12 protein-coding genes and 1 tRNA gene are annotated in these 13,354 nt (G+C 54.9%); 7 read left to right on the top strand and 6 right to left on the bottom strand.

Annotated features, from left to right (window positions below):
- Nucleotides 1-38: 38 nt before the first annotated feature.
- Both cbl and nac read right to left on the bottom strand, forming a co-directional pair.
- Nucleotides 39-989 (bottom strand): HTH-type transcriptional regulator Cbl, encoded by a 951-nt coding sequence (gene cbl, locus AWR26_RS09640; RefSeq protein ID WP_064565362.1) that lies wholly within the window; start codon nt 987-989, stop codon nt 39-41.
- A gap of 101 nt (nt 990-1,090) precedes the next feature.
- A complete protein-coding gene (gene nac / locus AWR26_RS09635) occupies nt 1,091-2,008 on the bottom strand; it encodes a nitrogen assimilation transcriptional regulator NAC (RefSeq protein WP_007371389.1) in 918 nt (305 codons plus the stop codon).
- Between the two features lie 331 nt (nt 2,009-2,339).
- Here nac and AWR26_RS09630 point away from each other — a divergent pair.
- A tRNA-Asn gene (locus tag AWR26_RS09630) sits at nt 2,340-2,415 on the top strand.
- A 101-nt stretch (nt 2,416-2,516) separates the two neighbouring features.
- Here the strand turns inward: AWR26_RS09630 and AWR26_RS09625 are convergent.
- Both AWR26_RS09625 and AWR26_RS09620 read right to left on the bottom strand, forming a co-directional pair.
- Nucleotides 2,517-3,539, bottom strand: coding sequence for an aldo/keto reductase (locus tag AWR26_RS09625; protein ID WP_082934092.1), 1,023 nt, complete (start codon nt 3,537-3,539; stop codon nt 2,517-2,519).
- 581 nt (nt 3,540-4,120) lie between these two features.
- Nucleotides 4,121-5,038: a LysR family transcriptional regulator gene (locus AWR26_RS09620; RefSeq protein WP_064565356.1), complete on the bottom strand. Its 918-nt coding sequence runs from the start codon at nt 5,036-5,038 to the stop codon at nt 4,121-4,123.
- A gap of 146 nt (nt 5,039-5,184) precedes the next feature.
- On the opposite strand from AWR26_RS09620, the gene AWR26_RS09615 reads away from it, so the two are divergent.
- From AWR26_RS09615 to AWR26_RS09590, 6 genes are read left to right on the top strand one after another with little or no spacing between them, the layout of a single operon-like run.
- Complete coding sequence (locus AWR26_RS09615) at nt 5,185-5,952, top strand: 5-oxoprolinase subunit PxpA (protein WP_206062524.1); 768 nt, start codon at nt 5,185-5,187, stop codon at nt 5,950-5,952.
- Nucleotides 5,953-5,981: 29 nt separating this feature from the next.
- Nucleotides 5,982-6,233: an acetyl-CoA carboxylase gene (locus tag AWR26_RS09610; RefSeq protein WP_064565354.1), complete on the top strand. Its 252-nt coding sequence runs from the start codon at nt 5,982-5,984 to the stop codon at nt 6,231-6,233.
- Between the two features lie 16 nt (nt 6,234-6,249).
- Nucleotides 6,250-7,650, top strand: a complete 1,401-nt coding sequence (locus tag AWR26_RS09605) for an acetyl-CoA carboxylase biotin carboxylase subunit (protein WP_064565351.1) — start codon at nt 6,250-6,252, stop codon at nt 7,648-7,650.
- Nucleotides 7,640-8,530, top strand: a complete 891-nt coding sequence (locus AWR26_RS09600; protein WP_064565348.1) for a 5-oxoprolinase subunit B family protein — start codon at nt 7,640-7,642, stop codon at nt 8,528-8,530. The genes AWR26_RS09605 and AWR26_RS09600 overlap by 11 nt, the downstream gene beginning before the upstream one ends.
- On the top strand, nt 8,511-9,491 hold the full coding sequence (locus AWR26_RS09595; RefSeq protein ID WP_064565345.1) for a 5-oxoprolinase subunit C family protein: 981 nt from the start codon (nt 8,511-8,513) through the stop codon (nt 9,489-9,491). Before AWR26_RS09600 ends, AWR26_RS09595 begins: the two co-directional genes overlap by 20 nt.
- A 57-nt stretch (nt 9,492-9,548) precedes the next feature.
- On the top strand, nt 9,549-10,892 hold the full coding sequence (locus AWR26_RS09590) for a purine-cytosine permease family protein (protein WP_064565342.1): 1,344 nt from the start codon (nt 9,549-9,551) through the stop codon (nt 10,890-10,892).
- A 230-nt stretch (nt 10,893-11,122) separates the two neighbouring features.
- On the opposite strand, the gene AWR26_RS09585 is transcribed toward AWR26_RS09590, so the two are convergent.
- A complete protein-coding gene (locus tag AWR26_RS09585; RefSeq protein WP_064565339.1) occupies nt 11,123-12,343 on the bottom strand; it encodes a glycosyltransferase family protein in 1,221 nt (406 codons plus the stop codon).
- Complete coding sequence (locus AWR26_RS09580) at nt 12,340-13,164, bottom strand: mannosyl-3-phosphoglycerate phosphatase-related protein (protein WP_064565336.1); 825 nt, start codon at nt 13,162-13,164, stop codon at nt 12,340-12,342. Before AWR26_RS09580 ends, AWR26_RS09585 begins: the two co-directional genes overlap by 4 nt.
- Nucleotides 13,165-13,354: the final 190 nt, after the last annotated feature.

Raw genomic sequence — 13,354 nt, 5'->3', positions numbered from 1 at the left:
AAGGAAAGACGCAGCCGTTTATGCGCTGCGTCTTTTTTTTAAATCTGGTAATCAATCACCGTTTCATCCGGCTCCATTACCTGGCGCTTGATATCGTCTACGGACAACCCGGCATTACACAGTTCGATAAAACGCCACACGTAATTGCGCTGTAGCTGACCGCGCTTCAGCCCCAGCCACACGGTGTTGGCGTCAAACAGATGCTGCGTATTCAGTCGTACCAGCTTACCCTCTTCATTCTCGCCGCTCGATTGTTCTGCCACCAGCCCGACACCCAGCCCCAGTTCGACATAGGTTTTAATCACGTCCGAATCTTGTGCGCTAAGCACCACATCAGGGATTAACCCCTTGCGGCCAAAGGCTTCATCGATACGTGAACGCCCGGTGATCCCCTGGCGGTAGGTAATCAACGGCCAGCGGCTGATATCTTCCAGCGTTAGCGGCGAGCACTGCACCAGCGGGTGATCCTGCGGAACCAGTAAGCTGTGATGCCAGCGGAACCACGGGAAAGCCGCCAGCGAACTGTCGTTGCTTAAGCGTTCACTGGCGATACCGATATCCGCTCCGCCGTTATGCAGTAGCGACTCGATTTCCTGCGGCGTTCCCTGAATCAATTCCAGGCGGACTTCCGGGAACAGCGCGCGGAACGCTTTGATCACCGACGGTAGGCTGTAACGCGCCTGCGTATGCGTGGTGGCGATAGTCAACACGCCGGAAGTGTCATTGGTGAAGAGATCGGCGAGCCGACGGACGTTGCTCGCCTCATTGAGGATGCGCTCGGCAATCACCAGCAGTGCTTTACCCGGTTCGGTCATTCCCAGCAGCCGTTTGCCACGACGGATGAAAATCTCAATCCCCAGCTCTTCTTCAAGCTCGCGGATATGACGGCTGACGCCTGACTGCGACGTGTAAAGCATGTTGGCGACCTCGGTCAGGTTGTAATCCCGCCGCGCCGCCTCGCGGATTATTTTTAATTGCTGGAAATTCACCCTTTCCTCCAGGCCGATCAGACATAACGCTATTGTTAAAGTCTGTGGCCTGGCAGAACAAATAATAAAAACCAGCATCTTATTCCATTAAGGAATAATCATTAGCTCACCAACTGCAACTCATGGCTTTCCATGGCCGGGCGACTGACTAAAGACATTAAAATATCTTTTACTGCCTGCGCTTGTGGTGACAGCGAGCCGCGGGCCGAAACATTCAGCGACAGCGGCAGGTTCATTGATGGTGTGGTAATACGCGCCATCCAGCCGTTGGTTGCGCTGCACAGCGAACGCGCGGCTGATTCCGGCAATACGGTAACGCCCATTCCGCTGGCGATTGCTGCGGTCAGCGTGGCAATGGATTCGATTTCGCCAATGATTTTTGCCGTCAGGCGGCGCAGAGAGAACGCTTCATCGACACGCAGACGTACAGCGCTATAGTCACGCGGCAGGAACAGATTCATTTCAGCGACCGCGGTTAAATCCACGCTCTGCCCCGGGCAATCGCGGGTACCCACCAGATAGAGGTCTTCTTTCAGCAGCGGCAGGCTATTGATCCCCGCCCCCGGCGCGCGCTCATACAGCACCGCCATATCCAGTTGACCACTCAGCAATTTATCATTCAGCACTGCGCCGCTGTTTTCATGCAGATAGACCGCCACTTCAGGCAGCTCAGTACGCACAGCCTGTAATAATGGCATGGTGACCGAAGACGCTGCCGTGCCCGGCGCAAGGCCGATGGAAACCTGGCCGCGCAGACACTGGCCAACGTTGTTCACCGCCAGTTGTGCCTGTTCGCACTGACGCAAAATCATCCGCGCATGGGTATAGAGAATTTTCCCAGCTTCCGTGGGCGTTACGCCCCGTTTAGTGCGGATCAACAACTGCTGATCCAGCTCACCTTCCAGAGTGGCGACTTGCTGACTCAGCGCGGGCTGCGCAATATGCAATACTTCGGCTGCCTGAGTCAGGCTTCCAATATCGACGATTTTTACGAAGTATTTCAGTCGTCTTAAGTTCATTTTGCCTCCTGTAAGGGATACCAATGCCAACGCCGGTTGTTATGATGTCGGAGGAGTTGCAATATGCTTGCCAGTTTTAGTTAGGGGTTAAATTAACGCTTAACAGGCTGGATAATAAGAGTTTCTAATTACAACGCAGGGTATTATCACTGAAACAACAGTTTGCGATCTGCCCCATTAGGGGTATTTTGCACCATGCCGGTGCAAATGCGGGTTTATTGAGCTGATACACGCACAGGTTGCCGAAATTGTCAGCAAACGAACGCGCTCAGGCGATCCACCCTTTGACAAGCCCGGGCGCGGCCGATAATATGCGCCCCGTTCACACGATTCCTCTGTAGTTCAGTCGGTAGAACGGCGGACTGTTAATCCGTATGTCACTGGTTCGAGTCCAGTCAGAGGAGCCAAATTTAAAAAAGCCTGCTTACGAGCAGGCTTTTTGCTTTTCATTACGGGCATTACTCTGCCTGGGGCCTTCATTAACACATTTATTCGAAGCAACGTGACGTTACTGTCCAGCGTTCGTCAGCAGCGCGATATCTTCCGCACTGAGTCTCATCTCGACGGCAGCCGTCGCAACTTGATCTGCTTCCTCTGCATCGGCAACCGCAAATGGCCCAAATATTGGTGTCGCCACGCCGGGCTGATTCATTAACCACGACAGCGCCACCGCAGCCGCAGGAACACCATATTTTGCCGCGATGGCTGCCTGCGCATCCAGGATGGCAAAGCCGCGCGGGGTAAAATAGTTGGCAATCTCAGCGGAGAGCGGGTTATCAATAAGGTCGTTAAGGGTTCGATATTTCCCGGTCAGAAACCCATCAGCCAGGCTGGTATAAGGCAATGCGGCGATATTTTCTTTCACCACCAGATCCTGCAGGGCGCCTTCGTAAACGGAACGGTCGAAAAGGTTATAATTCACGGCTAAGGCCTGATAGCCCGGGAACCCTTGCACAGCCGCTGCGCTAAGTATCTGCGACAATTGCGCCGCCGTGAGATCCATGCCGCCAAGCGCAAGGATTTTTCCCTCTTTCAGTAAGGAATCATACGCCCCCAGCGTTTCGTCAACGAGCGTCTCGCTGGTCGGCCAGGGAAAAAACGCGATGTCAATATGATCCGTTTGCAGCGCTGTCAACTGATCGTTGACGTCCTTGATGATCGCGGCTGCCGGGAAAGTATTCTTTCCTGTGGCATCCAGCGTCGCGGCCACCTGCTGTATAAATTTTAAGGGGAAACGGGCCACGGGAGGACGAACTGTTTCAATAATAGTTGATATGGAGTTTGGTAGAGCTTGCTCGTCCTGATTATCTGGCTCTGCCTGCACCAGCGTTGCATTGGCAGCAGCGATTCCCATTGCCGTACGCCCTGGATTCAGAGTTTCCATGAGTTTATTGAAGCTCGCCGCTGTCCTGCGTTGTAATTCTTTACGCTGCTCCGGCGTCATGGGCTCTTTACTGTCGACGTGCGCAACGCCATTATGGACGACTCTCCTACCGCGATAGTTCGCTGTTGAGGGAACAAAAGATTGCATAAATAGTTTCCTTATTTTTTGTGCAAAGTAATCCTGACATGCAATGGTGCTGAATACGCGCCATGCAGCCAGTCAGCATCTTCTGCACGGCCGGAAAGATGCTGCGCCGTAGCGGAACACATCACAGCAGGGATGAACGCCAAACGTTCTGCCAGTTGTCTCTGTCTCATTACGGTCTGCTCAAAAAATAGTCACCCGAATTTCCTGCATCAACGCAAAAGCCCCGGGATTCGGACGACTCACGTCTGTTTATAAGAATGCGATTTTTCAGGCTTTTCCCCTTCCGCTCAGGAGAAAAAAGGTATCCGGCTCTGCGTGATCCACGCGCCGCCTAAATAGCCAGGTCGCTCAAAAAGGCGCTGGATGCGCAGAAGCCAATGGCTTCCGATATCATTCAGCAGATCCCGCCGTTACCCTCCAACCCGGCAATAACGTGGTGTGCCCATAGACTCCTTCTGTGCTCAAACTAGAGGGTGGATTTGTCTACGGGCTCGGGGTACTCCAGTCTTGTCCGTTTCTCAGAGGCCAAAATTTTTGGTGATTAATGAAGGAAAAGGTGACTCACATCGGGCGCAGAGAGGTTAACGTCGCACCATATTGATTTGCTGCGTCACGAATGCGCTGCGGAAATACTCGCGCAACGCCGCCATCGCCGGGGTGAAGTGGGCGTCATGACGCCATGCCAGGCCGACGCTCATCGGGTGCACATGGTTCACCAGCGACCGGGTCTCAATGCGCCGCCCTTCCAGCGACCACGGGCGATAAACCAGGTCCGATAAGATAGCGATCCCCGAACCATTAGCCACCATGCTGCGCACCGCCTCGACCGAACTGGTGCGCAGGATAACGTTGGGGCTGGTTCCGGCCTCTTCCCAGTAGCGCATGGCACTGTCTGCGGCTTCATCCACCGTGAGCATAATGAAAGGTTCCCCGGCCACATCCTCCAGCGTCACGTGTGATTTTTCACATAACGGATGCCGCGATGGCAGCCACAAGCGGCGCGTAGAATTAAACAGGGTTTCGGCATAAATCGACTGATGGCGTAAATTGCCCGTCAGCACCAGCGCCATATCCAGCGTCTGGTCAACCAATCCTTGTTCAATATCCTGCCGCTCATACTCAAACAGCTGGATATCAATGTGCGGGTAATCCTGCGCCAGCCGTTGCAGATGGAACGGCAGAAAATAGCCTATCACCGTGTAACTTGCCGCCAGGCGTAGCGTGCCACGCACACCCGTGTCATTAACCGGCATGCTACGCACGGCATTCTCCACGGTCTGTAACACGGTATAGGCATGGTTAAGAAAATAGTTCCCGTAGTCGGTCAGCATCATGCCGTGCACCGAGCGGGTAAACAGCTTCTTGCCCAATAGCTGCTCCAGTTCCTGAATCGCCCCGGTGACCGCTGACTGCGAAATATTAAGATGCACGGCCGCCAGCGAGATCTGCCCCATTTCGGCGGTGGCAACAAAATAACGAATCTGGCGTAATGTCAGCATCTCTGAGCCTCTTTTTATTTAAGCAACAATGTTTGCCGGTGAGCGTTCTGTTTTTCTGATATCAGACTATCTAAAAATAATACTTTTCGGATACAAATAAATCTTCATATAGTGAATTAACCCCCAAACGTAAATAAGAAATCATTATGATGAAAACGGTCGATATCAACTCCGATATAGGAGAAAGTTTTGGCTCATGGATAATTGGCGATGATGTTGATAATGAGCTTATGACGATAATAAGCTCCGCCAATATTGCCACCGGGTTTCACGCTGGCGATCCCAATATTATGCGAAAAACCGTCGAGTCGGCCAGAAAAAATGGCGTGGCGATTGGCGCACATCCGGGATTTAATGATTTACAAGGATTTGGTCGCCGCCATTTATCTATTCCGATGGACGAACTGGTTAACGACATTATTTACCAACTGGGTGCCTTGCGGGAATTCGCACGTTTATACTCCTTGTCTTTGCAGCATATTAAACCGCACGGCGCGTTATATATGCACCTGGCGCGGGATGAAACGGCAGCGCAATGTTTTGTTGCCGCTCTGCATCAACTCGACGCCGGCCTCTATCTTTACTGCATGGCGGGTTCCGCCGTCTGGCAGGCAGCGCAGCGGCTGGAACACCCGGTAGTCACCGAGTTTTACGCCGACAGAGAGTATGACGATCAAGGGTTTATTGTCTTCACCCGCAGTACCGGGCGTCTTAGTGTGCAGGCGATCACCGAGAAAGTGTTAATGGCCTGTCTGGAGGGGAAAGTCAAAACCGTTACCGGCAATACCATCCCGATTCGTTTCGATTCTATTTGTATCCACAGTGATACGCCCGGCGCACTGGAAATTATCAGCTCGGTAAAAATGGCGCTCATTAATGCAGGTATAAACGTCTGCTCACCGGGTATGGTTTAATCATTCCCGCTTATCTGGAGAGAAATACGATGTCTGATGTTGAAATTATTTCGCCATTGCCGGGTATTTTTTATCGGCAACCCTCACCGGAGGCTGCACCTTTTGTTAAGGATGGCGATAAAGTCGAACCCGATACCATTATTGGTTTAATTGAAGTGATGAAGCAGTTCAGTGAAATATTCGCCGAAACTCGCGGCATAATAAGCGCCATCACCATACAAAATGGTGATGCCGTCGAACCCGGACAGGTGATCGCCATAATAAAAACCGATAACGAATAATCACTGCGGAGGATTTATGACGGGGAAAATAAAAAAATTATTGGTCGCCAACCGTGGGGAAATAGCGGTGCGTATTATTCGTGCTGCGCAAACACTGGGGATCCCAACGGTGGCGGCATGCAGCGAGGCGGACAGTGAAAGCCTCGCGGCAAAACTGGCCGATGAGGTGTGCATTATCGGCCCGGCACCAGCCGCGCGCAGTTATCTCAACATTAATGCCTTACTGGATGCCGCCGCGCAAACCGGTGCAAATGCGATCCACCCTGGCTACGGTTTTCTGTCGGAAAATGCCCAATTCGCCGAGCGGGTTGAACAGGCCGGGTATATTTTCGTCGGCCCCGACGCGCAAACCATTCGCGTGATGGGCGATAAAGCTGCAGCCCGTCGCACAGCAGCAGAAGCCGGTGTGCCGGTCGTTCCCGGCTCCCGGGTGCTGGAAACGGTGCAGGCAGCGCAAGTTCGCGCCAGCCAGATCGGTTATCCCTGCCTGATTAAAGCTGCAGCCGGCGGCGGCGGTCGTGGTATCCGCGTGGTAGAAAATGATGAGGCGCTGGCGCGGGAATTCCCCGTGGCCCAGAGCGAATCGAAAGCCGCTTTTGGCTCCAGCGCCGTCTACCTTGAACGTTTTATAGCCCGCGCCCGCCATGTTGAAGTGCAGATCCTCGGCGATGGCGAGCGGGTGATCCACCTGTTCGACCGCGAGTGCTCGTTACAGCGCCGTCGGCAGAAAATCTTTGAGGAAGCGCCCTCGCCTGCCCTGAGTCCTGCCCAGCGGGCCGCGCTCTGCGACAGCGCAGTGCAACTGGCGCGGCACCTACGCTACCGCGGGGCAGGCACGCTGGAATACCTGTTTGATGAAACGCGCGGCGAGTTCTGGTTCATTGAAATGAATACCCGTATTCAGGTGGAACACCCGGTAACCGAGATGGTAACGGGCATCGATCTGGTGCAGTGGATGTTACGCATCGCCAACGGTGAACCGCTAACGTTGGCGCAGTCGGATGTGCAGCTGAGCGGCAGCGCTTGCGAAATGCGCATTAACGCCGAAGACCCCGACAAGAACTTCTTCCCTTGCCCTGGCCGGATAGAGGCGGTGGTGTGGCCGGGTGGAGAAGGGATCCGTGTCGATAGCCATGTCTTCAGCGGTTACAGCATTCCCCCGTGGTATGACTCCTTGCTGGCGAAGGTGATTGCCTGGGGCACCGATCGTGCCGACGCGCTGGCCCGCGCCCGCCAGGCACTCGGCGGGCTGGAACTGCGTGGCATCAAAACCACCGCCCCGCTGCATCAATGGCTGCTGCAACACCCACAGTTGCAGGCGGGAGAATTTACCACCACCACCCTCGAGCAGTGGCTGGCGGAGCGCGACAGCGCAGCAACGCCCCCGCTACAGGAGAGCCGTCGCTATGGCCAATAATCCGATTCGCTACTCCTTTGGCGGAGATGAGCATCTTTTTGCCGAAATTGACCAGTCAATGTCGTTAAATGCTTTTTTCCACGGCCTGACGCTGACGCGAGCACTGGAGGCATGCCAGCTCCCCGGTGTGCTGGATATTTGCCTGGCGAACGCCTCTTTCCAGGTACGCTTTAACCCGGACGTGCTGGCACCGCAAACGCTGCTTGACAAGTTGCAGGCGCTGGAAGCCGATAGCGAAGCCGACGCAACGCTGGCGACACGCATTATTGAGGTGCCGGTGCTGTACAACGATCCGTGGACACACGAGACGTTAATGCGTTTTCGCGATCGCCATCAGGCACCGGAAGGCAGCGACCTCGACTATGCCGCACACATCAATGGTTATGCGGATAAAGACGACTTTATTGCCGCCCACAGCGGTACACCGTGGTTCGTGTCGATGGTGGGTTTTGTCGCTGGGTTGCCGTTTATGTATCAGATGGTCGGGCATGACAAACAGCTTCAGGTACCGAAATACCTGCGCCCGCGCACTGATACGCCCGGGTTATCCCTCGGTCATGGCGGCTGCTTCGGCTGTATCTACTCGGTGCGTGGCGCTGGCGGTTACCAGCTCTTTGGCATCACGCCAATGCCGATCTATGACCCGGCGCAACGTCTGCCGTATCTGCAAAGCGAAATGGTGTTCTTCAAAGCGGGCGACATTGTGCAGTTCCGCGCCATCGATCATCAGACTTATGACGACATCAGCGAACAGGTAAAAAAAGGCATATTTTCCCCGCGCATTCGCGATGTGACATTTGTGCTTGCAGACTTTGTCGCCGATCCGCAGGGCTATCCTCAGATGTTGAAAAGGGGGTTGTATGACCATCAATGTGATTAAGCCTGGCCTTGCCACCACGGTTCAGGATGCAGGGCGGGAAGGCTATTACCACCTGGGCATTCCCCCCTCCGGCGCGTTGGATCCGTATTCGATGCAGATGGCGAACCTGCTGGTGGGTAACGCAGCCGATGATGCGGTGCTGGAGATGACGCTGCTCGGCCCGGAGTTACATTTTTCCAGCGATGCGCTGATCGCGGTGTGTGGCGCGGCGATGACGCCGATCGTTGACAATCAACCTGCGGCTGCGCACAGCGCGCTGTATATCCGCGCCGGGCAACATCTGCGCTTTGCCCCTGCCCGCCAGGGAAGCCGTGGCTATCTGGCGATTGCTGGCGGCCTTGATGTGCCGCGCATACTGGGAAGCCGCTCGACTTATACGCTGGGGGCGCTGGGAGGCTTTCAGGGGCGGCGACTGGCAGCGGGTGATGTGTTGAACGTGCAGCCAGTAAACGCAGATCGCTTCCGCCGCGAGGGGAACACTGTTCCTGAGGTATTGCTGCCGGTGCTGGAGAAATCCGTCACTCTGCGACTGGTGCCGGGTCTCTATATCCACCGACTGACGGATGCCGCGGTCGATACCTTCTTTGCTGACGACTGGTATGTGAGTACCGAAGCCGACCGCACGGGCTACCGTCTGAAAGGCGGGCAGCCGCTGGCGTTTAACCCACGGACGCCACCGTTTGGCGCAGGCTCCGATCCCTCCAATATTGTCGATGCCTGCTACCCCATTGGTTCCGTTCAGGTACCGGGTGGGCTTGAGCCAATTGTCCTGCTGCGCGATGCGGTATCGGGCGGCGGCTATATGACGCTGGGGACCGTTATCAGCCCCGATCTGGCCATTCTTGGTCAGTTACAACCGAATCAACACGTCCGCTTTATGCCTGTGACGCTGGAAGAGGCGCTGGTTGCCCGCCGCCAGTCTCAACAGCGACTGGCGCAACTGGCGAACGTGTTGCGTTAACCTGCCCGGGGCTTCGCCCCATGGCATCAATTTGCTTGCGTGTTTCAGGAGGTTGCTATGGCTTCAGCTCCACAATCCCGCTCGGCGGAAAATGTTGGTCAGTCAGCGCTGCCGGAGCCGGCGCGCATGGGGAAATTCTCCCTCACCATGGCGTGGTGGGCGGTGTGCAGCGCCGTGTTTTACATTGTGGTTGGCGCGTCTTTGGCACTGGCCTACGGGGCGATTAACGCCATTATCGGTATGGCGTTATCCGTTATTTCCTATGGTTTGATTAATGGCGTGATCAGTCGTTTTGCCATTCGCAGCGGCTTGTCTGTCGCCCAGTTCTCACGCCGCCTGTTCGGGCGGATGGGGGCATCGCTGGCGACGCTGATCTTCTTCTCTACGGCGATTTATTACGCCGTGTTCGAAGGCTCGGTGATCGCCTTCGCCCTCAACCACCTATTCCCGGGTATGGTCTACTGGGCAGCAGCGGCACTGGTGGTGATCTACAGCGTGCCGCTTATTTTCGGTAGCGTTCAGCACTGGCTGGATAAATTCAACGGTGTACTGCTGCCGTTTTACCTGGTGGGGTTGCTGGCGACGATCGTTGTTTCCGTGATGCATTACGGCTACCAGGCAAACTGGCTTGAGTATGGCCCGGCCAACCCTTCACGGTGGGGTTGGTGGAACTGCTTCACCTATTACATGGGCGTATGGGTATTGATGATGTACACCTTCGACTACGCCCGCTTTGGCCGTGAGGAAGACAGCCAGTATCACGCACGATTTAACTTTGGTATGCCATTTTATCTGGTCACCTTTTTCCTGAATGGCGTAGCGGGAATTTACCTCGCCAGCAGTCTGCACGACAGTGGGGCGCTCAGTGAAACCGCCGTTGTAGTGGCGATATTAAATCTGCTGGGTATTGCCGGGCTGGGTTTTGTCTGGGTGACACAGACACGGATCAACACGGCCAACTATTACCTGGCTACCGTCAATATGCAGGTCTTCTTCCACAGCTTGTTTAACCTCAAATTACCGAAGCTGGTCTGGGCCTGTGTGGTCGGTGTGGTGGTGTACATTCTGATGCTGGCGGATGTGTTCGCTTGGCTATTGCAGGCGCTGGCTTATCAGGGGGTATTTGTCGTGGCATGGGTAGGCGTGGCGCTGGCCGGGATTGCCCACAATGTACCGCACGACCATGAGCATGAGGCAATTAATCCGATAGGCGTGGGCGCGTGGTTTATCAGCGTGGCGCTGGGGATTGTGCTGATGCAGGGGCCAGCGTCACTGGCCTCGTTCTCGGCGGTGGTGACCTTTGTCTCAGCCTGCGGTTTGTACACGCTGTTCAATCAGTGGGCGCGGATAAGTGAAAATAAACTGCTCAAGCCCCGGCGTTCAGCCAGCGTCCGCCGCTGACAGCAGCGGAAAGCAGAAAGCAAAAAGCTCGCTAAAAGCGGGCTTTTTGTCTGCATTTATCAGTAATATCCAGGCATCAGCTCAGAATAGACTTCCAGGCTGGCTAAACAGCAAAACCGACTTATCTCTGGCTTTTAGCGCGTGCAGTAACGTCACCAGCATACGTGCGCCTGAAGCGTCATCCGGCGTGGCGCAACCAACAGCGGATGGACTATCGCGCGTGTGGAAGATCAGACATTCCCTCTATTATCCTCTTCCACTGCCTGACTGATACGTTGCAGGATATCCGGAAAAGCGGACTGCACACGGTTCCAGCTGGGGATGAAGGGTTTCTCGTTCGGCCGTTTAATAAATGCCTCCCCTGCTTCCAGGATGGCCTGGGTGAACATTTCCACTGCCGCCTCTTCAACATGCCGGTCAAAACTGAGGCCATTCATTATGGCTTCGTGGTTGTAGATCTCCATCATATCCAGCGCATTGCGATAGTACGTCGCTTTCAGCACGCGAAATGAATCACTGGTAAGGGGTACCCCCATGGTTGCCAGCTTGCGCAGCAGCGACTGCACAATGTCATTACTCATGCGCTTTAGCCCGCCGGTGCCATCTTCCTCCGCCAATGGCTGATGCTTGTGATCGTAATTATCGGTGATTTCGACCTGACAAGTCTGACGCGTGGTGTAGTTCCTGTAGATCTCTGATAACACGCCAATCTCTAATCCCCAGTCGCCGGGGATCCTGATGCCGTTCAGTACACGCGTGCGCATGGCGAACTCACCTGACAGCGGATAACGAAAACTGGTGAGATAGTCCAGGTATTCAGAATGGCCATACACTTTTTGCAGTGAACGCAAAAGCGGACCAACGAGCAAACGACCGACGCGCCCATTCAGTTTGCCGCCCTCAGCCCGGGCGTAAAACCCCTTGCAGAACTCATACTGAAACGCCGGGTTGGCCAGCGGATACAGCAGGCGCGCCAGCATTCCGCGCTCGTAGGTGGTGATGTCGCAATCATGCAATGCTACGCAGTGCGAGCGATCGGAAGCCAGCGTATAACCCGCACAGAACCAGACGTTGCAACCTTTGCCTGGCTGCTCTGGTGCCAGCCCTTCTTTGCCCAGTTCGTCAGCCAGGCTCTTAAGGCGGGGGCCGTCATTCCACAGAATACGATGCCGCTGCGGTAGCCGGGAGAAAAATTCGCGCGCAAAGAGGAACTGCTGGCGATCGGCGCGATCAAGGCCAATCACAATCTCTTCCAGCCAGGGGACTTTCGCCAGCTCATTGACGATATTATCCATAGCCGGGCCCTCCAGCTCTGAGAATAACGCAGGCAGAATCAACCCCATTTTTCGTTTTTGGGCAAAGCGAACCATTTCCTCTTCGAGGGATTCGACACTCCGGCGGGTAAGATTGTGAAAGTTAGTCAGTACACCATTCTGGTAAAAATCACTCATTGTTTATCCTCCGCTCTGGCACCCATTGCAGGGTTTAATAAAAAATAATCCAGCCCCTCACGCCAACCTTCCGGGCCAGCAAGGGTGGTGTAATAAACGTGTTCTTCGTCAGCACGCGGCAACACCACAGGTTTTGTGCCTGCTCCCTTAATCACTACCGCATAATCGACGCGCGTCAGCATGGGTATATCGTTCGGGCCATCGCCTAAACCCATCGTGATCCGTGGTTTGCCCTCCTGCTGTTCAAGCTGTTGCTGCAACCAGATCAGTGCATGGCCTTTGTCACAACCTTCGGGCATGACATGCCAGAAACGTCCACCGCGGGTTAAGGCAAGCCCATGCCTTGCCAGCGCAATGCGGAAATCCTCGAGCCGTTGTTCATCATCTCGCCAGAGCAATACTTCCGACGCATCGCGCAGACGGCTCAGGTGTGCCTCCGCCAGCGTCAGGCCTGTAGCGTCAGCGACATCCGCATCGCTTAGCTCATGAAAACCGGTAAAACAGAACCGGCTCCTGAGCGCTTGCAGACTCCGGCATAGCGCACGGTACGCCGCAGCGGGAGCGCCGGTTCCTGTCGCCTCCCCCGCCATCACAATGCGCGCACCGTTTTCAGCAATAAATGGCGAACCCGCAATACCGAGCTGTTCCTGTAGCGGAACGATTTCCGCTGCGGTTTTGCTGGAACAGATGATGACCGGGATGCGAAATTGTTTCAGGCGTGCAAGCCACGGGCGGGCAGCATTCCAGTTGTAGTCGTGATGATCCAGTAATGAACCATCAAGGTCGCTTACAATCAGCAAGGAAGAATCAAGAGAGAGCATCATTACTCCTTCTGGCATACCCAGAGAAAACGAGTTAACGGCAAAATATCGTCTTGTGGCAGCCTGGCGGTCAGCTGCCAGCAGGTCGAGGCATAACATTCTCTGTTTCCCCCTCTTCGCCTGCGCGAATGGAGTCGGCGCGCGAGTGTGGTGACCATGAGCGCACAGGGGGATTGTTGTTTCGTTCAGG

The organism is Kosakonia oryzae (assembly GCF_001658025.2).
In the GTDB taxonomy this organism is placed as follows: domain Bacteria; phylum Pseudomonadota; class Gammaproteobacteria; order Enterobacterales; family Enterobacteriaceae; genus Kosakonia; species Kosakonia oryzae.
The sequence above is the reverse complement of the archived record's forward strand: the minus strand, read 5'-3'. Positions and strand labels throughout refer to the sequence as shown.

Excerpts from the sequence above, each read along its gene's own strand:
- AWR26_RS09610 (WP_064565354.1), top strand. The coding sequence starts at position 5,982 with ATGTCTGATGTTGAAATTATTTCGCCATTGCCGGGTATTTTTTATCGG.
- AWR26_RS09620 (WP_064565356.1), bottom strand. The coding sequence starts at position 5,038 with ATGCTGACATTACGCCAGATTCGTTATTTTGTTGCCACCGCCGAAATG.
- AWR26_RS09605 (WP_064565351.1), top strand. The coding sequence starts at position 6,250 with ATGACGGGGAAAATAAAAAAATTATTGGTCGCCAACCGTGGGGAAATA.
- AWR26_RS09615 (WP_206062524.1), top strand. The coding sequence starts at position 5,185 with ATGATGAAAACGGTCGATATCAACTCCGATATAGGAGAAAGTTTTGGC.
- nac (WP_007371389.1), bottom strand. The coding sequence starts at position 2,008 with ATGAACTTAAGACGACTGAAATACTTCGTAAAAATCGTCGATATTGGA.
- AWR26_RS09590 (WP_064565342.1), top strand. The coding sequence starts at position 9,549 with ATGGCTTCAGCTCCACAATCCCGCTCGGCGGAAAATGTTGGTCAGTCA.
- AWR26_RS09600 (WP_064565348.1), top strand. The coding sequence starts at position 7,640 with ATGGCCAATAATCCGATTCGCTACTCCTTTGGCGGAGATGAGCATCTT.
- AWR26_RS09580 (WP_064565336.1), bottom strand. The coding sequence starts at position 13,164 with ATGCTCTCTCTTGATTCTTCCTTGCTGATTGTAAGCGACCTTGATGGT.
- AWR26_RS09625 (WP_082934092.1), bottom strand. The coding sequence starts at position 3,539 with ATGCAATCTTTTGTTCCCTCAACAGCGAACTATCGCGGTAGGAGAGTC.
- AWR26_RS09595 (WP_064565345.1), top strand. The coding sequence starts at position 8,511 with ATGACCATCAATGTGATTAAGCCTGGCCTTGCCACCACGGTTCAGGAT.
- AWR26_RS09585 (WP_064565339.1), bottom strand. The coding sequence starts at position 12,343 with ATGAGTGATTTTTACCAGAATGGTGTACTGACTAACTTTCACAATCTT.